The 26,297-nt window shown below is 49.3% G+C and carries 25 protein-coding genes; 11 read left to right on the top strand and 14 right to left on the bottom strand.

Annotation, left to right across the window (positions count from 1 at the left end; genetic code table 11):
* Positions 1–5 precede the first annotated feature (5 nt).
* From ACI0FR_RS05370 to fabD, 6 genes are all read right to left on the bottom strand, one after another.
* Positions 6–905, bottom strand: coding sequence for a YicC/YloC family endoribonuclease (locus tag ACI0FR_RS05370; RefSeq protein WP_404906304.1), 900 nt, complete (start codon positions 903–905; stop codon positions 6–8).
* Between the two features lie 120 nt (positions 906–1,025).
* The gene (mltG, locus tag ACI0FR_RS05365; protein ID WP_404906349.1) at positions 1,026–2,222 is read right to left on the bottom strand and encodes an endolytic transglycosylase MltG; all 1,197 of its coding nucleotides are present in this window, start codon (positions 2,220–2,222) and stop codon (positions 1,026–1,028) included.
* A 493-nt stretch (positions 2,223–2,715) separates the two neighbouring features.
* A complete protein-coding gene (gene fabF / locus ACI0FR_RS05360; protein WP_404906305.1) occupies positions 2,716–3,975 on the bottom strand; it encodes a beta-ketoacyl-ACP synthase II in 1,260 nt (419 codons plus the stop codon).
* A gap of 325 nt (positions 3,976–4,300) precedes the next feature.
* Positions 4,301–4,537, bottom strand: a complete 237-nt coding sequence (locus ACI0FR_RS05355) for an acyl carrier protein (RefSeq protein ID WP_184220179.1) — start codon at positions 4,535–4,537, stop codon at positions 4,301–4,303.
* Positions 4,538–4,810: 273 nt separating this feature from the next.
* The gene (fabG, locus tag ACI0FR_RS05350; RefSeq protein WP_374830135.1) at positions 4,811–5,548 is read right to left on the bottom strand and encodes a 3-oxoacyl-[acyl-carrier-protein] reductase; all 738 of its coding nucleotides are present in this window, start codon (positions 5,546–5,548) and stop codon (positions 4,811–4,813) included.
* Between the two features lie 75 nt (positions 5,549–5,623).
* Positions 5,624–6,568, bottom strand: a complete 945-nt coding sequence (gene fabD / locus ACI0FR_RS05345; RefSeq protein ID WP_404906306.1) for an ACP S-malonyltransferase — start codon at positions 6,566–6,568, stop codon at positions 5,624–5,626.
* Positions 6,569–7,053: 485 nt separating this feature from the next.
* On the opposite strand from fabD, the gene rpsF reads away from it, so the two are divergent.
* The 10 genes from rpsF (at position 7,054) to ACI0FR_RS05295 (ending at position 17,290) form a co-directional block, all read left to right on the top strand.
* Positions 7,054–7,494: a 30S ribosomal protein S6 gene (gene rpsF / locus ACI0FR_RS05340; protein WP_374830131.1), complete on the top strand. Its 441-nt coding sequence runs from the start codon at positions 7,054–7,056 to the stop codon at positions 7,492–7,494.
* 3 nt (positions 7,495–7,497) lie between these two features.
* Entirely contained in the window at positions 7,498–7,746 is a 249-nt protein-coding gene (rpsR, locus tag ACI0FR_RS05335) for a 30S ribosomal protein S18 (RefSeq protein WP_094506475.1), read from the top strand.
* Between the two features lie 193 nt (positions 7,747–7,939).
* Positions 7,940–8,899: a DUF2232 domain-containing protein gene (locus ACI0FR_RS05330; RefSeq protein WP_404906307.1), complete on the top strand. Its 960-nt coding sequence runs from the start codon at positions 7,940–7,942 to the stop codon at positions 8,897–8,899.
* A 28-nt stretch (positions 8,900–8,927) separates the two neighbouring features.
* Positions 8,928–9,506, top strand: coding sequence for a 50S ribosomal protein L9 (rplI, locus tag ACI0FR_RS05325; RefSeq protein ID WP_374830127.1), 579 nt, complete (start codon positions 8,928–8,930; stop codon positions 9,504–9,506).
* 235 nt (positions 9,507–9,741) lie between these two features.
* Positions 9,742–11,055, top strand: a complete 1,314-nt coding sequence (locus ACI0FR_RS05320; protein WP_404906309.1) for a class I SAM-dependent methyltransferase — start codon at positions 9,742–9,744, stop codon at positions 11,053–11,055.
* Between the two features lie 109 nt (positions 11,056–11,164).
* Positions 11,165–12,682 carry a replicative DNA helicase gene (locus ACI0FR_RS05315; protein ID WP_374830123.1) on the top strand — a complete coding sequence of 506 codons (1,518 nt, stop codon included), beginning with the start codon at positions 11,165–11,167 and terminating at the stop codon, positions 12,680–12,682.
* A 37-nt stretch (positions 12,683–12,719) separates the two neighbouring features.
* A complete protein-coding gene (radA, locus tag ACI0FR_RS05310) occupies positions 12,720–14,117 on the top strand; it encodes a DNA repair protein RadA (protein ID WP_404906310.1) in 1,398 nt (465 codons plus the stop codon).
* Between the two features lie 95 nt (positions 14,118–14,212).
* Positions 14,213–14,788 carry a CvpA family protein gene (locus tag ACI0FR_RS05305; protein ID WP_374830119.1) on the top strand — a complete coding sequence of 192 codons (576 nt, stop codon included), beginning with the start codon at positions 14,213–14,215 and terminating at the stop codon, positions 14,786–14,788.
* 218 nt (positions 14,789–15,006) lie between these two features.
* Entirely contained in the window at positions 15,007–16,497 is a 1,491-nt protein-coding gene (gene purF / locus ACI0FR_RS05300; protein WP_374830117.1) for an amidophosphoribosyltransferase, read from the top strand.
* A 52-nt stretch (positions 16,498–16,549) separates the two neighbouring features.
* A complete protein-coding gene (locus ACI0FR_RS05295; protein WP_374830115.1) occupies positions 16,550–17,290 on the top strand; it encodes an SDR family NAD(P)-dependent oxidoreductase in 741 nt (246 codons plus the stop codon).
* A 71-nt stretch (positions 17,291–17,361) separates the two neighbouring features.
* On the opposite strand, the gene pssA is transcribed toward ACI0FR_RS05295, so the two are convergent.
* The 6 genes from pssA to ACI0FR_RS05265 all read right to left on the bottom strand — a co-directional run bounded on the left by pssA (position 17,362) and on the right by ACI0FR_RS05265 (position 22,873).
* On the bottom strand, positions 17,362–18,165 hold the full coding sequence (gene pssA / locus ACI0FR_RS05290) for a CDP-diacylglycerol--serine O-phosphatidyltransferase (protein ID WP_374830531.1): 804 nt from the start codon (positions 18,163–18,165) through the stop codon (positions 17,362–17,364).
* 74 nt (positions 18,166–18,239) lie between these two features.
* A complete protein-coding gene (locus ACI0FR_RS05285) occupies positions 18,240–18,938 on the bottom strand; it encodes a phosphatidylserine decarboxylase (protein WP_374830113.1) in 699 nt (232 codons plus the stop codon).
* 89 nt (positions 18,939–19,027) lie between these two features.
* Entirely contained in the window at positions 19,028–19,171 is a 144-nt protein-coding gene (locus tag ACI0FR_RS05280; RefSeq protein ID WP_404906311.1) for a hypothetical protein, read from the bottom strand.
* Between the two features lie 54 nt (positions 19,172–19,225).
* Positions 19,226–21,088, bottom strand: a complete 1,863-nt coding sequence (locus ACI0FR_RS05275; protein ID WP_404906312.1) for an ABCB family ABC transporter ATP-binding protein/permease — start codon at positions 21,086–21,088, stop codon at positions 19,226–19,228.
* A 46-nt stretch (positions 21,089–21,134) separates the two neighbouring features.
* Positions 21,135–21,476 carry an ArsR/SmtB family transcription factor gene (locus ACI0FR_RS05270; RefSeq protein WP_374830107.1) on the bottom strand — a complete coding sequence of 114 codons (342 nt, stop codon included), beginning with the start codon at positions 21,474–21,476 and terminating at the stop codon, positions 21,135–21,137.
* Positions 21,477–21,532: 56 nt separating this feature from the next.
* Positions 21,533–22,873, bottom strand: a complete 1,341-nt coding sequence (locus tag ACI0FR_RS05265) for a LysM peptidoglycan-binding domain-containing protein (protein ID WP_404906314.1) — start codon at positions 22,871–22,873, stop codon at positions 21,533–21,535.
* Between the two features lie 171 nt (positions 22,874–23,044).
* Between ACI0FR_RS05265 and ACI0FR_RS05260 the strand changes: the two genes are divergently transcribed.
* Positions 23,045–23,647, top strand: a complete 603-nt coding sequence (locus tag ACI0FR_RS05260; RefSeq protein WP_374830103.1) for an LOG family protein — start codon at positions 23,045–23,047, stop codon at positions 23,645–23,647.
* 22 nt (positions 23,648–23,669) lie between these two features.
* Here ACI0FR_RS05260 and rarD read toward each other — a convergent pair whose 3' ends face one another.
* Together rarD and cimA are read right to left on the bottom strand one after the other, a co-directional pair.
* The gene (gene rarD / locus ACI0FR_RS05255) at positions 23,670–24,587 is read right to left on the bottom strand and encodes an EamA family transporter RarD (RefSeq protein ID WP_404906315.1); all 918 of its coding nucleotides are present in this window, start codon (positions 24,585–24,587) and stop codon (positions 23,670–23,672) included.
* Positions 24,588–24,680: 93 nt separating this feature from the next.
* Positions 24,681–26,294, bottom strand: a complete 1,614-nt coding sequence (gene cimA / locus ACI0FR_RS05250) for a citramalate synthase (protein ID WP_374830099.1) — start codon at positions 26,292–26,294, stop codon at positions 24,681–24,683.
* Between the last annotated feature and the right edge of the window lie 3 nt (positions 26,295–26,297).

Raw genomic sequence — 26,297 nt, 5'->3', positions numbered from 1 at the left:
ATGAATTACTCCAGATTCTGTATCTGTTCACGAAACTGATCAACGGCCGCTTTGAGTTCCAGTCCGATGGCTGTAATCGTTGCTGCATTGGATTTCGCGCAAAGTGTGTTGGCTTCACGGTTAAATTCTTGCGACAGAAAATCAAGCTTGCGCCCGATTGCACCGCCGTCTTTTAATAATTTTCTGGCAGATGCCACATGTGTGTCCAGTCTGTCCAGCTCTTCTTGTATGTCAGCTTTGGTGGCCAGATAGGCAGCTTCTGCATAAAGCCTGTCTTTATCCAACGCTTGTGACGCATCCAGCAGCAGAGAAACCTGCGATGCCAAGCGGGTTTTAATCGCTTCGACAGTACGCGCCGGATCATGGCGCGCTTTTTCAGTGAGCAACGCAATCTCGTCCACATGCTTTTCAAAGATGCGTTGCAGAGCCTGACCTTCAAGCTCACGTGTCTCTTTCAATTGCAACAATAATGCGCTTAAGCCATCAAGCACCGCTACTTTTAACGCAGCCTCTTCTTCTTCGGAAGCCGCTTCTTGCGGTTGATCCAATACGCCACGAAGGGCAAATAAACCATCAAGCGTTAAGGGAGCAACGCCAAAACGCGCCTGTAATTCTTGCGAGGCATTCAGCAGCTTTTCGACCTGCGTATAATTGATTGAAACTTCATGGCGCTCCGCACCATTATCAATATTCAAAGACACCTGCATATTACCGCGTGTAAAGCTTTTGGCGACAAGGCCGCGAATATTGTGCTCCAGTGCTTCAAAGCCCTGCGGCAGCCGCAAACGCACATCAAGCCCCTTGCCATTCACCGAGCGTATTTCCCAAGTGAAATTCGTCACCAGTCCGCCATTTTGGTGTGTTCCGCTGTAACGGGCAAACCCGGTCATGCTTTGCAGTGTCATAAGACGCAACCCCTGCGCTGATTTTTAGTATTCATCTTATGGATAAAAATACTGAAATAAATATGCGTGAAACGGACAAATTGCCCGTTTCACGCGACGATTTAAGCTGTTTTACCAGTTTTATTGCGCTGCCGGCGCAGTGGCGGCATCGCGCTTTTGCTGCTCGATGCCACGCCATTTACGCACATTTTCATTATGCTCTTTCAACGTCTCGGCAAAGACATGACCACCGGTACCATCTGCAACAAAATAAACGTCCTTGGTTGCCAGCGGCTTTGCGACCGCTTCCAACGCAGCACGACCCGGATTGGCAATTGGAGTCGGAGGTAAGCCGTTGATTACATAAGTATTATATGGCGTCGGCTTCTCGATATCAGACTTATAAATCGGCCGGTCAGAGGGTTTGCCCAAACCGCCAAACAAACCATAAATGATCGTTGGATCAGACTGCAAACGCATACCCTGATTGAGACGATTGACAAAAACCGATGCAACATGCGGGCGCTCTGCTGCGATGCCGGTTTCTTTTTCAACGATAGATGCCAAAGTTACAAATTCATTGATATCTTTAACCGGAAGATCGTTTTGACGCGTTGCCCAAATATCTTCAACCAGCTTCTTCTGCGAAGCCAGCATACGCTCAACCATTTCAGCACGTGTTGTACCACGGGTAAAATATAGTGTATCGGTAAACAGCGAGCCTTCGGCAGGCATTTCTTTCGGCAACGCCCCGGTCAAAATTTCATTTTTGTCCAGGCGCTCGAAAATCTGGTTCACCGTTAAGCCTTCCGGAATGGTCAGCGGATACATGATCGACTTGCCACTCACCAGAACGGTCATGATATCACGCATTGATGCACCGGCCGGGATCATATATTCACCGGCCTTCATATCATTTTCCAAGCCGTATGCGCGCACACCATAACGGAAAATACGGGCATCCGTGATAAATTCACGCCGTTCCAAACTATCGGAAATTTCGATAATACCGGAGCCACGCTTCACCAAAAAAGCGGTTTCTTCCTGCAAGGGCCCCTGACCATCAAACTGCAATTTTCCAAAGTAGAAAAGAGCCGATGCAGCGATAACGGTTAAAACCAACAGCGAAAGCATGAAGTTTGCAAAGATCACAATCTGGCTGCGAGCAGCGCGTGAGCGCTTTTTAGGCGGCTTTGGGCCCGGTTGCGGGCGCAAGGCTTCTGAAGCCGATTTTGGCACGAAAGGCTTAGCCGATTCACTTGCAACATCGCCTGCCACTTGTGTAACGGCTTCCGAGGCTTCTGCTGGTTCTGGCTGCTGATAGGTTTCTTGCTCTATACGTGGCGATGCTTCGCCATCGGATAAATCCGTTGTTGTATGAGTGCCCTGATCTGCAAGCTCAGCTGCTCTATCCGCAACCTTAGCTGCATCTTCAGATGCATCAACAGGCTTAACTTCCTGAGATTTCGGATTTTTATCGTCTGAGCTCACTCGATCACCTCGATCCAATTTTTCATGCTGTGTCGCTGATGGTTTTAACAAACTTCAGCAATCCATTCTTATTAATTTGAAACAGACAGAGATCAATCATCAAATCTGCTTGCAACAAGATAGGCTTGATAAAACAAATAATGGATATCTTTAGGGCGAGCATGCAAAAATATTGTTACAAATATTAAACAATAATCCGGCCAAACAGAATATCTGTATGATGCCTGATCGTGCAACGCCACCATCTTGTCGGCACTATCATCGTCAGATATGCAAAGGACGCCAGTGTTTTTTGCACTGGCGTCCTGCTTATCCCCGACTCTCGATTAAAAGAGCAAGCTTACTGATAGCGACGCATCACCAGCGATGCATTTGTCCCGCCAAAACCGAACGAGTTTGAAAGAACCGTGTCGATTTTGCGTTCACGCGGCTTGTGCGGTACCAAATCGATTTTGGTCTCAACCGACGGCGTGTCCAGATTGATTGTGGCCGGTGCAATATTATCGCAGATTGCCAGAACCGAGAAGATTGCTTCCGCAGCACCGGCAGCACCGAGCAAGTGGCCGATCGATGATTTGGTTGAAGACATTGAAATCTTCGACGCTGCATCACCAACAACGCGCTCAACCGCTGCCAATTCAAGCGTGTCTGCCATCGTAGAGGTGCCGTGTGCGTTGATATAATCGATCTGATCAGGCGTAATGCCGGAACGCTTCAAAGCTGCCTCCATGCAACGCTGTGCACCTTCACCGTTTTCGCTTGGAGCAGTGATGTGATAAGCATCGCCCGACATACCGTAACCGGTGACTTCTGCGTAGATTTTCGCGCCACGTGCCAGTGCATGTTCCAGTTCTTCCAGAACGAGAACACCAGCACCCTCACCCATAACAAAACCGTCACGGTCATCGTCATAAGGGCGCGATGCAGCGGTTGGATCATCATTGCGCTTGGTGGACAGTGCCTTACAAGCGGCAAAACCTGCGAGCGAGATACGACTGACCGGTGATTCTGTACCACCAGCAACCATCACATCCGCATCGCCCAAAGCAATCATGCGTGCTGCATCACCAATGGCATGGGTACCGGTTGCACAAGCTGTAACCACAGAGTGGTTAGGCCCGCGCAATTTATGTTTGATGGATACATGGCCGGAAGCCAGATTGATCAGTCGTCCTGGAATAAAGAACGGGGAGACGCGGCGCGGACCTTTATCGCGCAACGTATAACCGGCTTCCACGATACCTTCGATACCGCCAATACCAGAACCAATCATCACACCGGTTGCAATCTGATCTTCGTCGTTTTCGGGATGCCAATTGGCATCATCCAGCGCCTGATCGGCCGCAGCCACAGCGTAAACGATGAAAGGATCAACTTTTCGCTGTTCCTTCGGCTCCATGTATAAATCAGGATTGAATGTTCCGTTGCTGCCATCACCTACAGGGATGCGGCAGGCAATCTGACACGCCAGATCATCAACTTCAAATTCTGTAATACGGCGAGCGCCGCTTTGACCGGAAAGAAGACGCTTCCATGTCTCTTCAACGCCATTTGCCAGCGGTGACACCAGACCTAAACCGGTGATAACGACACGCCTCATATTCACTCCTTCGAGTATGACAATCTCAAACTATGTTCCGCTCTTCAGCGGAGAAGATGATTTGTCGCCTTGAACGCGCGCCGGGCTAAACCTTTAAAGGTTTCAAGGCGCCGGTACGCCTAAAAGTTACATTTGAATTTAGTCTATAAAAAATAAACCGATTAAATAACCGGTTCATCAAGAGCACTTACAGCTTAAATTTAAAAATTGAAAATGCTCTCTCGACTTACTTAAATACACGCTGCCCCAAAGCTGCTTTGCGCTTTTTTGAAGCTGTGCATAAAAAATACGGGACCGGAACATTCCGATCCCGTATTTTCAAATATTAAGCAGAAGCTTTGTCGATGAACTTAACAGCGTCACCAACGGTAAGGATGGTTTCTGCTGCATCATCAGGGATCTCGACGCTGAATTCTTCTTCAAACGCCATGACCAGTTCTACTGTATCAAGGCTGTCTGCACCGAGATCATCGATAAAGCTCGCGCCTTCCGTGACCTTGTCGGCATCCACGCCCAGATGTTCAACAACGATTTTCTTGACGCGTTCTGCGGTATCGCTCATGTCGTGACCTCGACCTGTGTTTAATTGCAACGCTTTGGTTAGCGTTATGCATGATTGTAATCAAGTTATAAGATGTCTGCCAACTGTAGTCTTTACATCCTTTAGCATACATCCTGTGGATATTCCTTGCGGAACGAGATTAAGACGCTTCAAGCGAGGCATCTTGTTTCTTGGGCGCGGCATTTACCATGCTTCTTGAGCAAGGCAAAGCAGATTTTGCCCAATCATCTGCTTCTTGAGCTTCCTTTATGGCTTTTTAGGCACATAAAAAGCTTAAATCATTGCCATTCCGCCATTCACATGGACAGTTTGACCAGTCACATAGGCTGCTTCATCACTTGCCAAATAAACGACAGCAGCAGCAATTTCGGCGCCTGTTCCCATACGCTTCATCGGAATTGAGCCCATGATTGCGTCTTTTTGCTTCTCATTGAGCTTTTCGGTCATAGCCGATTCGATGAATCCCGGAGCAATGCAATTGACCGTTACATTACGGCTGGCAATTTCTTGTGCAAGCGATTTCGAAAAACCGATTAATCCAGCTTTTGATGCACAATAGTTTGCCTGACCCGGATTACCCGTGACGCCAACAATCGAAGAAATGTTGATAATACGGCCATGACGGCGACGCATCATCGGATGGGTCACTTCGCGTGTCAGATTGAAAACGGATGTCAGATTGACGTTCAATACTGCATCCCAGTCTTCATCGCTCATACGAACGAAGAGACCGTCTTTTGTGATACCGGCATTATTGACCAAAATGTCGATGCCGCCCATTTCCTCTTCAGCCTTCTGGCCGAGTGCTTTGACTTCTTCACGGTCGGACAGGTTGGCAGGGAACACAAAAACGCGCTCACCCAGCTCTGCCGCCAGAGAATCAAGCTTTTCCTTGCGCGTACCGTGCAAGCCGACAATCGCACCTTGTGCGTGCAATGCGCGGGCAATTGCCTCACCCAAACCACCGGTTGCACCGGTTACCAGAGCCTTGCGGCCAGACAGATCAAACATAATAGATCCTTTTGTTCTTCATCGCACATCTTAATCCAAAAAACGCTTCTCACTCTTTGGGAGGTGCTTTTATTATTATACGTTTAGCGTAGCCAATGCCGCTTCAATTTCTTCAGCGGATCCAACGGTCGCACCATTTATTTCCTTGGCAATACGACGCGCTAGACCGGTCAGCACTTTGCCTGAGCCTACCTCATAAAGTGTCGAAACATTATGAGCTGCAAACCACTCAACGGTCTCGCGCCAGCGCACCTGTCCGGTAACCTGTTCAACCAGCAAATCAGTAATTTCGGCAGCAGAGGTGATCGGAGCTGCACGCACATTGGCGATCAAAGGCACAACCGGATCGTTTTTCTGCACATTGGCCAGTGCTTCACGCATGGCATCAGCCGCAGGCGACATCAGACTAGAATGGAAAGGTGCAGAAACCGGCAGCATGATGGCGCGCTTGGCACCTTTTTCCGAAGCCTTGGCTGCTGCTGCCTCAACTGCTGCTTTCGAGCCGGAGATAACCAACTGACCGCCACCATTATCATTGGCAATCTGGACAGCGCCCAAAGATGCGGCTTCAGCACAGACCGATTCGACATCCGCCTGCTCCAGACCGATGATCGCCGCCATAGCGCCTTGGCCTACAGGCACAGCCTGTTGCATGGCATTGCCGCGGATACGCAGCAAACATGCTGTATCAGCCAATGAGAATGTACCGGCAGCGCAAAGGGCCGAATATTCACCCAATGAGTGACCGGCAACATAAGAGACTTTTTCTTTCAACGAAAAGCCTTGCGCTTCCATCACACGCACCACAGCCATCGATACTGCCATCAAGGCCGGCTGCGCATTGGCCGTGAGTGTCAGCACATCTTCAGGACCTTCAAACATGGTCACTGATAGCTTTTCCCCGAGTGCATCATCAACTTCGGCAAAAACTGCACGTGCTTCTGCAAATTGTTCAGCAAGCGCCTTGCCCATGCCAACAACCTGACTGCCCTGGCCGGGGAAAGTAAATGCTACGGTCATAAATACCTCACTCTATATAATGCGGCGGTACAAACTCATTTATGAAGACCATATAAGCCCACACAAGCCCACATAAGATTGTGCAGTTTATATGAGTTTTATCTGTATTCAATGACGGATTATCACCGCAGCCGAACACTGAAAGCCGCATAATCTTTGTTTTTTCTCTCCCGCGATGTGCCTTTGCTCTGCGCACAAGTCAAGCTTTTGTCGCATATCAGCCGCATTGCAGCTTGCAAAGGCGGGGAAAAACGCTTATGAGCCACACATTCATTGCTCGGCGTCAGCTGGGGGCTGAACGGAGGATCATGTTGGTTGTTCTTATAACAACGACTTGAGAAGCAACAAAGCGCTTCATCTCCCGTGTCTCCGCTCTCGATCGTCTCGACCAGCGTCCTTTCTTCCCGCAATAGCGGTTAAGGAGAAGTCGCAGAGGCTTAGCCGTTGATTTCGAGCCAATGAGAAACAGAAGAAAGGCAAAGCCAATGGCTCTTTATGAACATGTGCTCCTTGCCCGACAGGATATTACGCAGCAGCAAGTTGATGCCCTCGTTGAACAGTTCAAGGGTGTCCTCGAAGCTAATGGCGGTAAAGTCGGGCGCATTGAGAACTGGGGTCTTCGTCCCCTGACTTATCGCGTTAAAAAGAATCGTAAAGCTTACTACACACTTCTCAACATCGATGCCCCTGCGGCAGCTGTTGCTGAAATGGAACGCCAGATGCGCATCAATGAAGATGTTCTGCGCTTCCTCACAGTACGTGTAGAAGAACACGAAGAAGGCCAGTCGGCAATGCTGACACGCCGTGATGACCGTCGCGAACGCGACGACCGTTTCGGCCGTGATGACGATCGTCCACGTCGCCCTCGCGATGGTGACCGCGGTCCACGTCGTCCACGTGACAACGAAGCTGGCGAAGGAGCATAAATTATGGTTGATATCAATCAGATCCCAACACGCCGCCCGTTCCATCGTCGTCGTAAAACTTGCCCGTTCTCTGGTCCTAATGCACCAAAGATCGATTACAAGGACATCAAGCTTTTGCAGCGTTACATTTCAGAACGCGGTAAAATCGTTCCTTCACGCATCACAGCTGTGAGCCAGAAGAAGCAGCGCGAACTCGCTAAAGCGATCAAGCGCGCACGTTTCCTCGGCCTGCTGCCATATGTTGTGAAATAAGTTTTGCTTTGCGGGCGGTGCTTTTGCATTGCCCGCAAGTCTCTTCTACTCTATACGCACTAAAACCTTCTGCGATGAGCGCAGGTCAGGTTCACTTTTAAAACTCGAGTTGGGGTTTGAGCGGTTTAAACCGAAACCTCTAACTGCAATGGCCAAGAACGCTCAAATTCTTGCGCGCAGGACAGCGGAACTTATGAAATTCGATAAAACCATCATTGGCGTCGGCATACTTGCAGGATTGGCTTCTGCATTAATGTCCTCTGGCGTCATTGCCCAATCGGGCATTGCGATGGTTTTGTATTTCCTGACACCATTACCAATTTTTATGGCAGCACTCGGCTGGGGTTCAACTGCTGGAATCATCGCAGCTGTTGCTGCAACGGCAACAGTCAGCGTCGTCAGCGTGCCGATGGCAGCAGTGCTTATTGCGCTGACCAGCTTTATTCCGGCAGCAATCGGCGCTTATCTTTCAGGTCTAGCGCGTCCTGCCAGTGATCTGGGCGGCTCTGCCAATATTCTGGTCTGGTATCCCCTCTCCGATATCATCTTCCGCTTAGCGCTGATGGTTGCCATCAGCTTCATCATCATCGGCTATATCATTGGCTTTGGTGAAGATATGGTGCGTGAATTGACCGCACAAGTGATGGAACGCCTTAAAGAAGCTGAACCAGCCTATCATTCCGATGCCGATATGCAGGCGACATTGACCTCCATTTTGATGGTGGTCTTGCCAGCCATGCAGCCAGCCATCGCGCTTGCAGCTCTCGTCGGCAATCTTTATCTGGCGCTACGCCTGACCGGTGCATCCGGTCGCCTGAGACGTCCGCGTGATGACTGGCCGACCACTTTGCGCATGCCGGTTGCAGCACTCGGCGTTTTTGCCGTTGCACTGGCATTGTCTTTCTTTGGTGCAAGTCTTGCTCAGGCAGCTCTTGTCTTTGTCGGTACACTTGGCACCGGATTTTTGTTCTCCGGTTTTGCCATCATGCATCAGCGCACCCGAGGCATGAGCCTGCGCCCGCTGATTCTGTGGCTCGCTTATGTCGGCATTATGCTGCTGGCACCACTGCTTCTCATCTTCTTTGTTATCGGCCTGTTCGACACAACCCGCACAGCACCGGTTTCAAAGAGACAAAAAACTGATCAATCGTAATTTTACACACACTCGAAAGGAATATCCCATGGACGTTATTCTCCTGGAACGTATTGCCCGCCTCGGCCAGATGGGCGAAACTGTAAAAGTTAAAGACGGCTTTGCCCGCAACTTCCTTCTCCCACAGGGCAAAGCTCTGCGTGCGAACGAAGCTAACCTGAAGAAGTTCGAAGGTCAGCGCGCTCAGCTCGAAGCACAGAACCTGGAACGTAAAAACGAAGCTCAGGCTGTTGCAGACAAGCTCGAAGGAAAAAGCTTTGTTGTTGTTCGTTCAGCTGGTGAAACCGGTCAGCTTTATGGTTCAGTTTCAACACGTGATATCGCTGATATCATCACTGAAGCCGGCTTCTCGCTGCACCGCAACCAGGTTGAACTCAACCACCCAATCAAAACGATTGGTCTTCACAATGTTTTGATCGTGCTGCATCCTGAAGTAGAAGTAACCGTTGCTGTTAACGTTGCCCGTTCGGCTGAAGAAGCTGAACGTCAGGAAAAAGGTGAAGACCTGACTTCAATCGAAGCTATCTATGGCATTGAAGAACAGACTTTATCTGAAGAAATCGACGAAGAAGAATTCGAAGTTTCAGAAGAAGAAGAACAGGCTTAATTGCCAAGATATTCGGGGCAAGCCCGCATCTTTTTAAATAAAAAGATGATGTAAAAGTAATGCCCGGCAGAAATGTCGGGTATTTTCTCTTTTCAGAACCAAAAAAGTGCTTATTCTGTACAGCAGTAGCAGACTGTTTAAGGTGTAAGTGGGGCAATCCGCGCCAGCCCTTAACGATTAAAAGCGCGGATCGGCATCACTTCATCATCCAGTCCTTCAGTTGGGGAGATTGGCGATGAATGGACTTTTACATACGGTTTTGAAGCGCATCATCAAGACCGGCAATCTGTCCGTGACAGATTTCAAACAAAATACCACCCGTTATGGTGACGGCAGTGGCCCTCACCTGCATATCCGTTTTAATACGCCTCATGCCGAACGAGCGATTGCATTTGATCCTGAGCTTCAGCTTGGCCAGTGCTATATGGACGGCGAGCTGGATGTGATTGAGGGAGATATTTACCTCCTCTTGCAAGTCGTCTTTGAAAATACGGGGCCCTATGCGGCTACCCAGCCATGGATGCGGGCAATTGCCTTTGCGCGCCGCAGTCTTCGTCGCCTACAGCAGATGAATAACATCATGCGCTCGTCAAAAAACGTCAAAAGCCATTATGATCTGTCGGGTGCGCTTTATGATTTATTTCTCGATCCCGACAAGCAATATTCCTGCGCTTATTTTGAAACTCAGACAAGCACTTTGGCTGAAGCGCAGTTGGCCAAAAAACGCCATATCGCTGCCAAGCTTTTGATTAATGAAGGCGATAAACTGCTGGATATCGGCTGTGGCTGGGGTGGCTTGGGCCTTTATATGGCGCGCTATCTCAAGGCTGATGTGACCGGAGTGACTTTATCGGAGGAACAACATGCAATTGCCAACCAGCGTGCTGCACAAGAAAATTTAAGTCACAGCGCTAAATTTGAACTCAAAGACTATCGCCATCTCACCGACCAATATGACCGCATCAGTTCTGTGGGGATGTTTGAACATGTGGGCGTCGGTCATTTTGCTGAATATTTCCAGCATGTGGCACGACTGCTTAAAAAAGACGGTGTCTTTTTATTGCACTCGATTGGCCGCAGTGATGGCCCCGGCGCGACTAATCCTTTTATTCGTCACCATATATTTCCCGGAGGTTATATTCCTGCACTCTCGGAAGTTTTACCCCACATTGAAAAGGCAGGATTGATCGTCACCGACATTGAAATCCTGCGCCTTCATTATGCCGAAACACTCAAAGCTTGGCGTGAAGCTTTTATGGCGCGGCGCGATGAAGCTAAAGCGCTCTATGATGAACGCTTTTGCAGAATGTGGGAATTTTATCTGGCCGGTTCCGAGAGCGCCTTCCGCTGGCAGGATATGATGGTGTTCCATATTCAAATTGCGCATCGGCAAGAATCGGTACCCCTTACCCGTAACTATATTGAAGTTGAGGAAAAGCGCTTACGCAGGCTTGATAGTATGCGGGCAAGTGCCAATACTGAAAGCCGCAATCATACATTCACACAGAATGAACGGAAGATGTCACATAGTCCCTGTGAATCAGTGTGAATCATGCTATCGCCTGTACCCTCATCGCTTCAGATGAGGTACATATATTGGTAATCCGGTTGGTTTAGACGTTTTCAGCCGGATTTTTCAAAATATAGGGCATGAGATTATGGCGGAAGCAACGGTACACAAACTAACCGAACCACGGGGCGAAGGCCGCGATGGTCAAGGCGGGCTTTACCGTGAAACTCCGAACAATATTGAGGCTGAACAGGCTCTGCTCGGCGCAATTTTGATCAATAATGATGCATTTTATCGCGTTTCAGATTTTCTGAAGCCAACGCATTTTCATGAACCGCTGCATAAACGCATTTATGAAATTACCAGTGATTTGATCCGTGTAGGCAAAATGGCCAATCCGGTAACGATGAAAACTTTTCTTCCGGCGGAAGAAAAAGTCGGTGATCTGACAGTTTTCCAATACGTGCTGCGCCTTGCTGCCGAAGCGGTTACCGTTATTAACGCTGAAGACTATGGCCGCGCGATTTATGATCTCGCCACGCGTCGCTCCCTTATCAATATTGGTGAGGAAATGGTCAATGTCGCCTATGATGCGCCCGTGGATATGGCACCACAAAGCCAGATTGAAGATGCCGAGCGCCGCTTGTTTGAACTGGCTGAAACCGGCCGTTATGACGGTGGTTTCCAAGCATTTAAAGATGCAGTGACAACAGCCGTTGATATGGCCAATGCCGCCTTCATGCGTGACGGCCATCTCTCCGGTGTTTCAACCGGCATTCAGTCGCTGGATGTCAAGATGGGCGGTTTGCAGCCTTCCGACTTGATCATTCTCGCGGGGCGTCCGGGGATGGGTAAAACTTCGCTTGCGACCAATATCGCCTTCAACATTGCCAATGCCTATGAAGGCGAGCAACAAGCGGATGGCAGCATTAAAGCAATCAACGGCGGCGTTGTCGGGTTCTTCTCGCTCGAAATGTCGGCTGAACAGCTCGCCACACGTATTATCTCCGAGCAGACAGAAGTTTCGTCTTCGAAAATCCGCCGCGGTGATATTACCGAAACCGATTTTGAAAAACTGGTCGCCTGCTCACAGGTGATGCAGAAAATTCCGCTCTATATTGACCAGACGGGTGGTATCTCCATTGCGCAGCTCGCCGCACGTGCGCGCCGCTTGAAGCGTCAGCGCGGCCTTGATGTTCTGGTGATCGACTATGTCCAGCTGATGACTGGTTCTTCCAAAGCCTCCTCGCAAAACCGCGTACAGGAAATTACCGAAATCACCACTGGTTTGAAAGCCTTGGGCAAGGAGCTGAATGTGCCGATCATCGCGCTCTCACAGCTCTCCCGACAAGTGGAAAGCCGTGACGACAAACGTCCGCAGCTCTCGGATTTACGTGAATCGGGTTCGATCGAGCAGGATGCGGACGTGGTACTTTTCGTGTTCCGTGAAGAATATTATGTCAAAAACCTTGAACCGCGTGACGAATTCGATCCGAAATATGACGAATGGAAAATGCAGTTTGAAAAGGTCAAAGGCACGGCGGACGTTATTATTGCCAAGCAGCGTCACGGGCCAACCGGTACTGTTAAACTCGCCTTCCAGTCAGAATTCACCCGCTTTGCGGATCTGGCTGAAGGATCTTATGTACCGGAACAATATGAATAGGTTTTCACTGCCGATGGCTTTACAAAAGGTATAACGAATGGCCAAAGCCAGAGTGCAGTTTATCTGCCAAAACTGCGGCACCGTGCATACGCGCTGGGCTGGGAAATGCGATAGCTGTGGCGAATGGAACACACTTGTCGAAGAAGGCACCAATAGCGGTATCGGCAGCGGCCCCTCATCTTTGCGCAGCGCCCGAAAAGGGCGCGCCGTCACCCTTACCTCGCTTGACGGTGAGATTGAAGATGCACCACGCATTTCTTCGGGTATTGCCGAGTTAGACCGTGCCACAGGCGGCGGCTTTGTGCGCGGCTCAGCGCTTCTGATCGGTGGTGATCCAGGTATTGGTAAATCCACCCTTTTGACACAAGCCGCAGCAGCACTTGCCAATCAGGGGCATCGCATTGTCTATGTTTCAGGCGAAGAAGCGGTTGCGCAAATTCGGCTCCGTGCGCAGCGTTTAGGCGTTGCGTCTTCTCCGGTTGAACTTGCTGCCGAAACCAATGTTGAAGATATTCTAGCAACGATTGCCGGCAATAAGCGCCCCGATCTGGTGATTATCGATTCTATCCAGACCCTTTGGACAGATTTGGCCGATAGTGCACCCGGAACCGTGACGCAGGTGCGATCTTCAGCGCAAGCAATGATCCGCTACGCCAAGCAGACCGGTGCTGCCGTGGTGCTCGTTGGTCACGTTACCAAAGAAGGTCAGATAGCTGGCCCTCGCGTGGTCGAGCATATGGTAGACGGGGTGCTTTATTTTGAAGGCGAAGGTGGTCATCATTACCGTATCCTTCGCACCGTCAAAAACCGCTTTGGCCCCACCGACGAAATAGGCGTTTTTGAAATGTCCGATAAAGGTTTGCGTGAGGTTGCCAATCCGTCCGAATTATTCTTAGGCGAGCGCAATGAAAAAGCCCCAGGGGCTGCGGTTTTTGCGGGCATGGAAGGCACACGACCTGTTCTGGTAGAAATTCAGGCACTGGTTGCCCCTTCAAGCCTTGGAACGCCCCGGCGTGCCGTGGTGGGATGGGATAGCAGCCGTCTTTCAATGATTCTGGCCGTGCTTGAATCCCATTGCGGTGTGCGCTTCGGCCAGCATGATGTTTACCTCAATGTGGCCGGTGGTTATCGTATTTCCGAGCCGGCGGCCGATTTAGCTGTGGCGGCAGCGCTTGTTTCCTCCATTGCAGCTATTGCCCTTCCGGCCGATAGCGTTTATTTCGGCGAGATCAGTCTTTCTGGTGCTATTCGTCCGGTGTCCCACCCCGTGCAGCGTTTGAAGGAAGCTGAGAAGCTTGGTTTCAGGCATGCGATAGTCCCAGGTGGCAGCAGCGAGTTATGGAAAAATGCTAAATTCCGTTTAACCGAAAAAGTTGCGCTGGCCGATATGGTTGTAGATATTGCCACTTCGGGACAAGGCAAAAAGAACGATTAAAACTGGGTGTATAAATCGCCCGATGAATGAAAGCTGACTTGCAAAATGCCACAGGCATGCAAGGATAGAGTTTAAGTAGATTAAGGACAGGCCGAATGCCAATCACCCTTCTTGATGGAATTCTTCTTGGAATCACACTCGTATCCGCCGTTCTGGCGATGGTACGGGGTTTTTCACGGGAAGTGCTTTCGGTCGCTTCCTGGGCAGCAGCAGCCGCTGCCGCTTATCTGTTTTATCCAAAAGTCCTGCCGTTCATTCAGCCTTATGTCACCAGTGACACATTGGCGAAAATTGCAGCCTTAGCAGCGGTTTTCCTCGTCGCGCTGATTATTGTTTCCATTATCACCATGAAAATTGCCGATTTCATCATCGACAGCCGCATTGGTGCGCTTGACCGCACATTGGGCTTTTTGTTTGGTGCAGCACGCGGCATCTTGTTAATGGTTGTCGCCATGCTGTTCTTCAACTGGTTGGTCAGCACCGATCAGCCTGCTTGGGTAGCCAATGCCAAATCCAAGGCGTTTCTTGATAATCTGGGAGAAAAACTGGTCGAACTCCTGCCAGCAGATCCGGACACCAGCTTTATTGACAAGTTGAAGCCAAACCACAACGACCCTGCAAATGCAGATCAAAATAGCGCACCTGCTCCGGAAGCAGAACCGGCACAATAAAATTGATAATTTCAAATAAAGCCATGGGAATTCTTTTCTGTGGCTTTTTTGCTTTTTAGCATTTTGTTAGATCACACCAGATCAAAATTTGACCAGAAAACACGCCTGATATCGGTGATTAAAAGCTTTTTGCGGCAACAACTCTTTGCTTCCAATGAAAAGTGCTTCTGTGTTAGAGAGTGTTTTTAATTGCTCTGCAATCGAAAGGCCTTGCGGCAATGATACATAGTAATGCTGATAAAACCCCATATATGCTGGACGAAGATTCTTTACATGAAGAATGCGGTGTCTTTGGTATTTTAGGCCATAAAGATGCGGCGGCGCTGACAGCGCTTGGCCTGCACGCCCTTCAGCATCGCGGACAAGAAGCGGCAGGTATTGTTACTTTCAATAATAATCGCTTTCATTCCGAGCGTCATATGGGGCTGGTCGGTGATCATTTTACTGATCCTGCAACATTGGCACAGCTTCCGGGCGATCTGGCAATCGGTCATGTGCGCTACTCCACCACCGGCGAAACTATCTTGCGCAATGTGCAGCCATTGTTTGCCGAATTGGAAGTGGGCGGTATTGCGATTGCCCATAATGGTAATTTCACCAATGGTTTGACACTGCGCCGTCAACTGATTGCAGCAGGTGCCATCTGCCAGTCCACATCCGACAGCGAAGTAGTCTTACATCTTTTTGCCCGCTCCCGTCATACATCCTCCATTGATCGTTTTGTTGATGCCATCCGCCAGGTTGAAGGCGGTTATGCCGTTCTCGCCATGACCCGCACCAAACTGATCGCAGCGCGTGATCCTGTCGGCATCCGTCCGCTTGTAATGGGCGAACTCGACGGAAAACCGATTTTCTGCTCCGAAACCTGTGCACTTGATATTATCGGTGCGACTTTCATTCGTGATGTGGAAAACGGCGAAGTCATCGTGTGTGAATTACAGCCGGACGGCTCCATCACCACCCAATCCATCAAGCCGGAAAAACCACAGTCTGAACGTCTTTGCATGTTCGAATATGTTTACTTTGCCCGTCCTGATTCCGTTGTTGGCGGCCGCAATGTTTACAATGCGCGCAAAAACATGGGTTTCAATCTGGCCAAAGAATCACACGTTAATGCTGACGTGGTGGTGCCTGTTCCTGATGGCGGCACACCGGCAGCTATCGGCTATGCACAGGCAAGCGGCATTCCGTTCGAGCTTGGCATTATCCGCAACCATTATGTTGGCCGAACATTCATTGAGCCGACCCAGCAAATCCGAGCGCTTGGCGTGAAGCTGAAACATTCAGCCAACCGTGAAATCATCGAAGGCAAACGCGTTATCCTCGTTGATGACTCGATTGTGCGCGGAACGACTTCTGTCAAAATCGTGCAAATGATCCGCGATGCGGGCGCGGCCGAAGTGCATATCCGCGTTGCCAGCCCGATGATTTTCTATCCCGACTTCTACGGCATCGACACACCCGACGCAGAAAAGCTGCTCGCAAATCAGTATAAAGATATGGATGCGATGTGCCGCTATATCGGTGCAGATTCACTTGCATTCCTGTCGATTGATGGACTTTACCTTGCCGTTGGCGGCGAGCCACGCAATAATGATCATCCGCAGTTTACAGACCACTATTTCACCGGAGATTACCCGACACGCCTGCTCGATCAGGACAATGAAAACAATATCCATAATTTATCATTATTGGCCAGCAATGGGTAACAAATAATGGCTAACGCTGACCAGTAATCTTCTAACATATGACAGGATTGGTATGAGCATCGACCTTAACGGCCGTCTGGCTCTGGTGACCGGCGCATCGCGCGGCATCGGATATTTCCTTGCACTGGAGCTTGCAAAAGCTGGTGCACATGTGATTGCAGTTGCCCGCACGGTAGGCGGACTGGAAGAACTGGATGATGAAATCCGCAAGCAAGGCGGCTCGGCGACGCTCGTACCACTTGATTTAACCGACTTCCCTGCTCTCGACCGATTGGGCGGCTCTATTCACGAGCGCTGGGGCAAGCTCGATATTATGGTTGCCAATGCCGGTGTGCTTGGCACCATTTCACCAATCGGTCATGTAGAAGCCAAGACCTTTGAAAAGGTGATGAATATCAACGTAACTAGCACATGGCGTCTCATCCGCTCGGTTGACCCGCTTTTGCGCGCCTCTGATGCGGGGCGTGCTATCGTGTTGTCATCCGGCGTTGCGCACACAGCCCGCGCATTCTGGGGCCCTTATGCGGCATCCAAGGCTGCTGTTGAAGTTTTGGCGCGAAGCTGGGCAGAGGAAACTAAAAACAGCTCTCTGCGGGTCAACTCTGTCAATCCCGGCCCTACCCGTACTGCCATGCGCGCACAAGCTATGCCGGGTGAAGATCCGGATAGCCTGCCGCATCCGCAAGATGTCGCTAAAAAGATTGTGGCGCTTGCCGATCCTACTCTGACGCTTACCGGCAAATTATTTGATGTGCCGAAAGATCGTTTTCTTGATTACCATCTGCCGGATTAATTTTCTGCAGATTGATATGCCCATAAAAAAAGGCTCTGTTTTCACAGAGCCTTTTTTGTAACTATCAATTGTTAGATAATGCTTTCGTGATCATCGGTTGCGGGCATGCTGCTGTTACATTTTTCAGAAGCCTCACAACGGTTCCAAGCAACCCAGCTCAATGGAATGATAAAGGTGTAAGCAATAGCCGTGACAGTCAGCGTATACCATGTATAGCTTGTCAGCAGACCGACATAGATCACCACACAGAGAATAAGCGGTGCGACCAGATCGCGGCGAATATAGCTGCCTGCAGTTTTGCCATTATAAACAGGCAGGCGGCTCACCAGCAAAAAAGCAACCAGAACCGTGAAACCGGCAGCAACAAAGGCCAGCGTCTTAGTTGGCACCAGACCTAAAAAGCCCAAATAAACCGGTAGCAATACCAACATGGCGCCAGCTGGGGCCGGAACGCCGATGAAGTAATTGTTTTGCCAAGCAGGACGGTTCGGGTCTTCTGTCATAACATTGAAACGTGCCAGACGAAGACAACAGGCGATTGCGTATAAAAGTGCCGCTGTCCAACCAAATGAACGTGCCTGATCCAGCATAAATGAATAGAGCACCAAGGCCGGAGCCACGCCGAAATTTACAATATCGGCAAGTGAATCCATCTGCGCGCCAAATTTGGAAGAGCCCTTCATCATCCGCGCGACACGTCCGTCGAGGCCATCCAGGAAAGCCGCAATCAGCACCATCATGACCGCAAGTTCGAAGCGGTTTTCAAATGCCAACCGAATACCGGTCAGTCCGGCGCAAATTGCCAGCACTGTAATGATATTGGGAATAATGATACGCAGCGGAATTTGCGAAAGCCGGGGCCCCCGACTTTCCATAATAACTGTATCGCCTTCAGCATTTGCCTTGTCAGCGCTGGTATCTTTTTCCGGAAACCCAGTTTCCATTTGTATCAACCAATCCGTACTGTTGGTTCTGAGTGGTCTGTGTCAAATTCGGCCAGCACAGTTTCACCCGCAACAGCCGTTTGACCAACAGCAACACGCGCAACTGCACCTTCCGGCAGATAAACATCGAGACGGGATCCGAAGCGGATAAGACCGAAACGCTCCCCCACCGACAATGTGTCATCTTCATTCGACCAGCAAATGATCCGGCGTGCGACAAGACCTGCGACCTGCACAACAGCCACTTTACCCTTAGGACTATCGATCAAAACGCTGTTGCGCTCGTTTTCAGCACTCGATTTATCAAGCTCTGCGTTTAAAAATTTACCCGGACGATGAATGATTTTTTCAATCTGACCGCGAACCGGTGCACGGTTGATATGCACCGAAAACACATTCATGAAAACGGAAATACGTGTGCGTGGCTGATCACCCAAACCAAGTTCTGCCGGCGGCACATAAGCACCGACAAAGGACACTTTACCATCGGCCGGACTAATGACCAGCCGGTCATCCATCGGCGTCACACGTTCGGGATCACGATAGAAATAAATGCACCAGATGGTGAGAACCATACCCACCCAGAAAAGCGGGTTCCACAGCCATCCCAAAATTAATGAGACAACAAAAAAACCGGCAATGAATGGATATCCCTCACGGTGGATAGGGACAAATGTATTACGAATTGAATCGGCAAGGCTCATCAGTTCATCCTCGAGTTTTGCAGATACTTACTGCATTCTGGCCAAAAACAAAACCATTTCGGCAGCTATTCACGTTTCATGACATTGTTTCACATAATTGCAGCGATAATCGCACATTTTAAATCGGTTTTGATTGCCAATATCCCCATTTTTTCAACGTAAACTATTTTATCCGCCTTAATAACAAGGTGAATATGGATAAAAATAAAGGCGGCTTTCGTAGGAGATTCCACGAAAGCCGCCTTTTATCAAATATTTAAGAGAATGTTTTGAGAAAGAGATTCTGCTTATAAAATACCCAGATCATCGCTTTCACGAACTTGCCGCAAACGTTCTTCTGCCTCCGTTGCTTCACGCTGACGATCCCACATCGAAGCATAAAGTCCTTTTTGTGCGAGCAGTTGGCGATGGGTTCCTTTTTCAGCAATAGCGCCTTCTTTCAACACGATAATTTCATCGGCATTAATCACGGTCGACAAACGGTGCGCGATTACCAAGGTAGTACGGTCACGGCTGACGAGATCAAGAGCCTGCTGAATTTCCTGCTCGGTTGCTGTATCCAGAGCCGATGTCGCTTCATCCAAAATCAGGATTGGCGGGGCTTTCAAAATGGTACGGGCAATCGCTACACGTTGCTTTTCACCACCTGATAATTTCAAGCCACGCTCGCCCACCATCGCCTGATAGCCCTCTGGCAAATGCTTGATGAAGCCGGAAATTTGCGCCAGTTCTGCTGCACGCTCCACTTCTTCTTCACTTGCAGACATACGGCCATAACGGATATTATACGCAATCGTGTCGTTGAAAAGAACAGTGTCCTGCGGCACCATGCCGATTGCGTGGCGCAAGCTTTCCTGCTGCACATCACGTACATCCTGCCCGTCGATGGTAATGGTCCCGGACTGAATATCGTAAAAGCGGAAGAGTAAACGTGACAATGTTGATTTACCCGCGCCCGACGGCCCGACAATTGCCACCGTTTTACCGGCCGGCACTTCAAAACTGATCCCCTTCAAAATCGGGCGCAACGGATCATAGGCAAAATACACATCATCAAAGCGGATAGCGCCCTCATGAACGATCAGTGGTGTAGCTTGCGGTTTATCTTGCACTTCCTGATCGACATCAAGAAGATCAAACATCTGTTCAATATCGGTCAAACCCTGACGGATTTCACGATAGATAAAGCCGATGAAATTAAGTGGAATAGACAACTGCATCAACAGCGCATTGATGAAAACAAAATCACCTAAGGACTGTGTACCGGCTTTGACCTCCATTGCCGACATCACCATTACGATGGCCATGCCAACACCGAAAATAACTGCCTGCCCGAAGTTGAGCCAGCCAAGCGATGTCCATGTCTGGGTGGCGGCTTTTTCATAGCGCGCCATTGCCCCGTCAAAACGTTTGGCTTCCATGGCTTCATTGCCGAAATATTTAACGGTTTCGAAATTCAGCAAGGAATCGATGGCTTTAGTGTTGGCTTCCGTATCGGAATCGTTCATTTCGCGACGGATATTAATGCGCCAATCGCTGGCTTTGATGGTAAACCATGTATAAGCCCAAACGGTAATCGCCACCACTGCCAGATATGAAAAGCCATATGAATAAGCAAAAATGAAGGCTGTCAGTGCAAATTCCAGCACCGTGGGAGCGGTATTCAGAATGGTAAAGCGGACAATGGTTTCTATGCCCTTGGTACCACGCTCAATGACACGAGACAGGCCACCGGTGCGGCGCTCAAGATGAAACCGCAGCGATAATTGGTGCATATGGACAAAGGTTTTATAAGCCAATTGGCGCACGGCATATTGGCCGACACTGGCAAATAGCGCATCACGCAATTGGTTCAAACCAGCCTGAATGATACGTGCGGCATTATAAGCCACCACAAGCATCACAGCGCCAATCAAAATGGCCGGAATGAAATCCGGTGCATTCAACTGGCCGTTCAGCGCATTAGTAACCCATTTGAAAAAGTAAGGCACCGAGATCAGCACCAGCTTGGCGATGACCAAATAAAAGCTGGCCCAGATCACCCGCATACGCAAATCAGGACGCTCTGCAGGCCACATATAGGGCCACAAATTACGCAATGTCCGGAAAGTTTGTCCGGATTCGGCAGAAACAGTCTTGCCATTATTCATAAGATTATCTTTCAGGGAATTCGTATCAGCGATTAATCATCAGAGATCAATCGCAGGTCGGCGGCCTTACGCATGAGAGAGTGAGTTGGGCAAAGTGATCTTTGATATAGTCAAGCCTTGCGTGATTAACCCTGTAGCGCGAGTTCTGCCGTTCGGCACGGAAATCAATCAGCCCCGCCTGTACCAAAACTTTTAAATGTTGGGAAACGGTTGACTGGGCAAGATCATGCCCGCCGACAATGTCTTTGCAGCATGCTTCATGCATGCTTAATTGCCGTAAAATAGTTAATCGTACAGGATGAGCCAGCGCCGCATAAATGCGAGCCGCCTCTTCATCCTCAATTTTATAGGTAGCCAGTGAACAGGCTTGTGTGTTTTGATCTTTCATCGTAAATCGTCGATATACGATGAAAGATCAAATTACAAGCTTTAGTTATGACGCATTTATTGGCTCGGTTGCGTTTCACGCAAAGCATTGGCCGCATCGTTTTCGGACAATGGCTCACTGGGCATAGTGAAAACCTGTCCGGGCCAGATCAAATCCGGATTACGGATTTGATCACGATTGGCCAGATAAATCGTTGTATAACGTGTGCCCTTGCCATAAGTACGCTTGGAGATTGTCCAGAGATTGTCACCTTTTCGAATGATGACGGAGCCTCTGACATTTTCCAAAGCCTGTGCAGATGCTTTATCATTATGTGGTACTTGTTGCGGCTGCGGTTGGCTTTTACCATCCTGAGCACTTAAGCGTTGCTCTTTCACAGATGGTGCAACGGCGGAAATATTGTCGCCAGCCTCCCGACGGAACGGCACACGTGCGCTGGCAATGACCTTCTGGTTTTTGTTCAGCAAATCTGCACGAATGATATAATCACCAACGGCCAGAGGTTGTTGACTTTCAACTAAAAAACGTCCTTCCGGCGACACATTGCTGCGGCCAAGCATTTTCTCATTGGCATAAACAATCACGCTGTGATCAGTCTTGGCCTGTCCGGCAATGTAGATTGTATTGCCTTCAATTTCGACAGCTTCAACAGCAATTGGCGCATCAATTACAGAAGCTGAACCATCATTGGATGCGCTTGCCTCAGTACCATTCGTTTGTGCTGACTGATCACCATCATTATTCTGCGCATTCGCATCATCTGTTTGCGGCTTGGTGATCATGCGGCTTGCCTGTCCCGGTTCTTCCACCAGTGCCAGCACCTGTCCGTTTACATTATCAGGGATGGAAACAATCGCGGTTTGCGCCGATGTTGCCGCTTTATTATCTGTGCTTGTGCTGCGCAGAACCAAACTGTGATCACCTGGCTTCAACACCTCATCAAAGGCAATCACAAAATCACCATTCTCGCTCGCTTTGACAGAACCCAAAACGCGTGAACCCAACAGAACATCAACCTCGGCGCCCGGCAAAGATTTACCGGCAATCACCACGCCGCCATTCGGCTCGACACGAACCAGATCAAAAACCGGCACATCCACGCCCGCTGTTGAGGCAGTATTCGCATCAGACTCTTTATTCTCTGTTGTTGTTTGAGGTTCAACAGCAGCAGGTTCGACAGTTTTTGCCTCAGCGTCTGTTTTTTGTACAGGCTCTGTCGCTTGTGGTGGGGTTGCTTTGGGTGCTGTTTTTGTTTCAACAGGTGCTTGCGCTACCGGCTGCGATACATCCGTGCCTTTAATGGGCGTATTTTTAACGGGAAAACCACAAAACGCCAGCACTCCTCCTAGAATGACAACAACAGCAAAACCTACCAAAGCATATCGGCTCTTTTGCATTTTTCTTTATCCTTCACACGGCCGCTTTTACAGTGGTTTACAGCCTTTTTCTCAACACTACAAGAAAGCTGCACATCGACAAGATAAACTATCCGCTTTATGTTTGAGCCTCGCCATTCAAACAGTTATAAAACCTTCAAATTTTCATATTCATAGCAGTTCAGGTATAATATGTCCGAGATCAAATCCATTTGCGTATATTGCGGTTCTTCAACCGGCAACAATCCCGCCTATCGTGAAGCGGGGCTTACATTAGGCCGCTCTCTCGCTGAACATAAAATCCGCCTTGTTTATGGTGGCGGCACCAAAGGCATTATGGGCGCTGTAGCCGAAGGCGTTATGCAAAATGGCGGCCAAGTGCTCGGCATCATTCCGGAATTTTTGATTGCCAAAGAAGCCAGTGATACGAGTCTCAATCATTTGAGCGAAGTGATGATCACCAAAGATATGCATGAACGCAAACATTTGATGTTCCAGCATTCCGATGCTTTCATCACACTGCCCGGCGGCATTGGTACCGTTGAAGAAATCGTTGAAATGATGACATGGGCACAGCTTGGTCGCCATAAAAAACCAATGGTTTTTGCCAATATCAACCAATTCTGGCAGCCTATGCTTACTCTCATAGATCATATGCGCCGTGAGGGCTTTATTCATACCAATCACCAGTTACAGCCTTTAGTGATTGATGAAGCCGAAGACATTGTTCCGACAATTTTAGCGCAAAACGGCAGTGATAAATCCGGCGATGCCGATATTATCAGCCGTATGTAAGAGGCATAATAAACAGGCTGAATTATTCAGCCTGTTTATTGGCGCGATATTGCGTGAAACTTGACCAGCTATAAATGACCAGCCCAATCCAGATCAGCATAAAAGCACCCAAATCAATGATCTCAAATGGTTCTTTGAAGACAAAAACCGCAATCAAGAACATCAGGGTAGGCGCTGTATATTGCATCAACCCTAAGGTCATATAACGCAATAGTTTGGCACCTTTGGCAAAGAGAATAAGCGGAATGGCCGTAAACGGCCCCGCCAGCACCAGCCAGCCAATATCTGTCCAGGTGCCATGCACAAAGTGATCCTGCCCCTTGCCGACCAACATGACGAAATAGATAAATGCCGGCAAAAAGACGATCATGATTTCCAGCGTGAAGCCCGGCAAAGCGGCAATCGGCATTGACTTACGGAAGAAACCATAAAGGCTGAATGTCAAAGGCAATGCCAGTGAAATCCACGGCAAGCCGCCATGGCTGATAGCCAGCAAAACAACGGCAGCAGCGGCAAAACCAATGGAAACCCACTGCGCTTTGCTCAAACGCTCGTTGAGAAAAAGGCTCGCCAACAGCACGTTCAACAATGGGTTGATGTAATAGCCAAGAGCTGATGCAACCGTTTGACCATGTTCAATCGCCCAGACATAAATCAGCCAGTTTGAGGTCACCAAAAAACCTGTTACCAAGCCCATACCGACCAATTTTGGTTGGCGCAATATGGCTATCATCTCTTTCAGCTGCCCCGACAGAGCGAGCAAAATGACAGCCACCGGCAATGACCAGATGACACGGTTTACAACTACTTCAAGGCTGGGAATATAGCTTACCACCTTGAGGTAAAGTGGCAATGCGCCCCATAAAGCATAAGCGCTTAATGCATAGAAAAATCCACGCGCACTATCATTGCTCGTTACTGGTGATGATGACTTAGTCATGAATGTCCAAACAATCCGAGCAGTTTCAAAAGGTTACTGCTCATAACCACCGGCTTGAAAAATACCGGTGGTTCTCTCATAAATCGGAAATGACTAATTAGCCAGTCCGGTACCAGCCAGTGAGCGGTTTTTCATCAATTTATAAATAATCGAATCCATCAAAGCCTGAAAGGAAGCATCGATAATATTATCGGACACCCCAACAGTGCGCCAACGTGCGCCCGTAGCATCGCCTGATTCAATCAAAACACGGGTGATCGCAGCCGTACCGCCGTTGAGGATACGCACCTTAAAATCAACCAGTTCCAGATCGGAAATCTCTTCCTGATAACGGCCTAAATCTTTACGCAGCGCAATATCGAGCGCGTTGACGGGACCATGGCCTTCGGCAACAGACATTTTCTGCTCGCCATCTACCTGCAGCTTAACAACGGCCTCCGACACCGTGATCAAATTACCATTGGCATCAAAGCGGCGCTCCACCATACAACGGAAAGAGTCGACTTTAAAAAACTCCGGAATCGACATCAAACTATTGCGCGCTAATAGCTCGAAACTGGCATCGGCGCCTTCATAGGCATAGCCTTCGGCTTCACGAGTCTTCACCAGCGTAATCAGCATATCAAGGCGCGAATCATCTCGCGCGACTTTGATGCCATGGCGCTGCAATTCAGCCAGAAAGTTGGATTTTCCGCCCTGATCGGACACCATCACACGTCGATGATTGCCAACCGTTTCCGGCGGCACATGTTCATAGGTTTTAGGTTCTTTTAAAAGAGCCGAGGCATGAATACCGGCTTTGGTGGCAAAAGCTGAACTGCCGATAAATGGCGCCTGTTCTGCTGGTGCGCGGTTCAAAATATCGTCAAAAGCGCGTGACAAACGGGTCAAATCTTTGAGTTTTTCATCATTAATCCCGAGCGAAAAGCGATCCGACCAATAGAGTTTGAGCATCAAAGTCGGGATCAGTGTCACCAGATTGGCATTGCCGCAACGCTCGCCAATACCATTTAAAGTGCCTTGCACCTGACGCACACCGGCATCAATAGCAGCGAGTGATACTGCAACTGCTTGCTCGGTATCATTATGAGCGTGAATACCAAGATGATCACCTGGCACCACCTCCATAACAGCCTGAATAATATCATGAATTTCAGCAGGTTGGGTGCCGCCATTGGTATCGCACAACACAATCCAGCGCGCACCCGCATCATAGGCTGCCTTGGCGCAAGCCAATGCATAATCACGATTGGCTTTAAAACCATCAAAGAAATGCTCGCAATCCACCAGCGCTTCGCGTCCGGCGCTACAAGCAGCAGTCACGGAAGCGGTAATGGATTCCAGATTTTCTTCCAAGGTACAGCCAAGCGCCAGATGCACATGGTAATCCCATGCTTTGGCAACAAAACAAACACTATCACTTTTGGCCTGCAATAAAACCGCAAGCCCCGGATCATTGGATGCAGAAAGCCCTGCCCGCTTGGTCATGCCGAAAGCTGCAAATTTTGCCTTTTCCGTCTGCTTGGCTTGAAAGAAGGCGGTGTCGGTCGGGTTGGCACCCGGATAACCGCCCTCGATATAATCCATGCCAAAATCATCTAACAAAGCGGCAATAGCTTTTTTGTCTTCTACTGAAAAATCGACACCCGGTGTCTGCTGGCCGTCACGCAATGTCGTATCGTAGATATAGATGCGTTCTTTGCGCACTTG

Origin of the sequence: Paenochrobactrum sp. BZR 201-1 (genome assembly GCF_044987585.2) — a bacterium.
Lineage (GTDB): Bacteria > Pseudomonadota > Alphaproteobacteria > Rhizobiales > Rhizobiaceae > Paenochrobactrum > Paenochrobactrum pullorum.
This window is presented reverse-complemented; position numbering and strand designations above follow the sequence as displayed.

Coding starts and splice junctions, on each gene's coding strand:
- ACI0FR_RS05370 (WP_404906304.1), bottom strand. CDS start 905: ATGACACTGCAAAGCATGACCGGGTTTGCCCGTTACAGCGGAACACAC.
- fabF (WP_404906305.1), bottom strand. CDS start 3,975: ATGAGGCGTGTCGTTATCACCGGTTTAGGTCTGGTGTCACCGCTGGCA.
- ACI0FR_RS05355 (WP_184220179.1), bottom strand. CDS start 4,537: ATGAGCGATACCGCAGAACGCGTCAAGAAAATCGTTGTTGAACATCTG.
- fabG (WP_374830135.1), bottom strand. CDS start 5,548: ATGTTTGATCTGTCTGGCCGCAAGGCTCTGGTAACCGGTGCAACCGGT.
- fabD (WP_404906306.1), bottom strand. CDS start 6,568: ATGACCGTAGCATTTACTTTCCCCGGCCAGGGCAGTCAGGTTGTTGGC.
- rpsF (WP_374830131.1), top strand. CDS start 7,054: ATGGCTCTTTATGAACATGTGCTCCTTGCCCGACAGGATATTACGCAG.
- rpsR (WP_094506475.1), top strand. CDS start 7,498: ATGGTTGATATCAATCAGATCCCAACACGCCGCCCGTTCCATCGTCGT.
- ACI0FR_RS05330 (WP_404906307.1), top strand. CDS start 7,940: ATGAAATTCGATAAAACCATCATTGGCGTCGGCATACTTGCAGGATTG.
- rplI (WP_374830127.1), top strand. CDS start 8,928: ATGGACGTTATTCTCCTGGAACGTATTGCCCGCCTCGGCCAGATGGGC.
- ACI0FR_RS05320 (WP_404906309.1), top strand. CDS start 9,742: ATGAATGGACTTTTACATACGGTTTTGAAGCGCATCATCAAGACCGGC.
- ACI0FR_RS05315 (WP_374830123.1), top strand. CDS start 11,165: ATGGCGGAAGCAACGGTACACAAACTAACCGAACCACGGGGCGAAGGC.
- radA (WP_404906310.1), top strand. CDS start 12,720: ATGGCCAAAGCCAGAGTGCAGTTTATCTGCCAAAACTGCGGCACCGTG.
- ACI0FR_RS05305 (WP_374830119.1), top strand. CDS start 14,213: ATGCCAATCACCCTTCTTGATGGAATTCTTCTTGGAATCACACTCGTA.
- purF (WP_374830117.1), top strand. CDS start 15,007: ATGATACATAGTAATGCTGATAAAACCCCATATATGCTGGACGAAGAT.
- ACI0FR_RS05295 (WP_374830115.1), top strand. CDS start 16,550: ATGAGCATCGACCTTAACGGCCGTCTGGCTCTGGTGACCGGCGCATCG.
- pssA (WP_374830531.1), bottom strand. CDS start 18,165: ATGGAAAGTCGGGGGCCCCGGCTTTCGCAAATTCCGCTGCGTATCATT.
- ACI0FR_RS05285 (WP_374830113.1), bottom strand. CDS start 18,938: ATGAGCCTTGCCGATTCAATTCGTAATACATTTGTCCCTATCCACCGT.
- ACI0FR_RS05275 (WP_404906312.1), bottom strand. CDS start 21,088: ATGAATAATGGCAAGACTGTTTCTGCCGAATCCGGACAAACTTTCCGG.
- ACI0FR_RS05270 (WP_374830107.1), bottom strand. CDS start 21,476: ATGAAAGATCAAAACACACAAGCCTGTTCACTGGCTACCTATAAAATT.
- ACI0FR_RS05265 (WP_404906314.1), bottom strand. CDS start 22,873: ATGCAAAAGAGCCGATATGCTTTGGTAGGTTTTGCTGTTGTTGTCATT.
- ACI0FR_RS05260 (WP_374830103.1), top strand. CDS start 23,045: ATGTCCGAGATCAAATCCATTTGCGTATATTGCGGTTCTTCAACCGGC.
- rarD (WP_404906315.1), bottom strand. CDS start 24,587: ATGACTAAGTCATCATCACCAGTAACGAGCAATGATAGTGCGCGTGGA.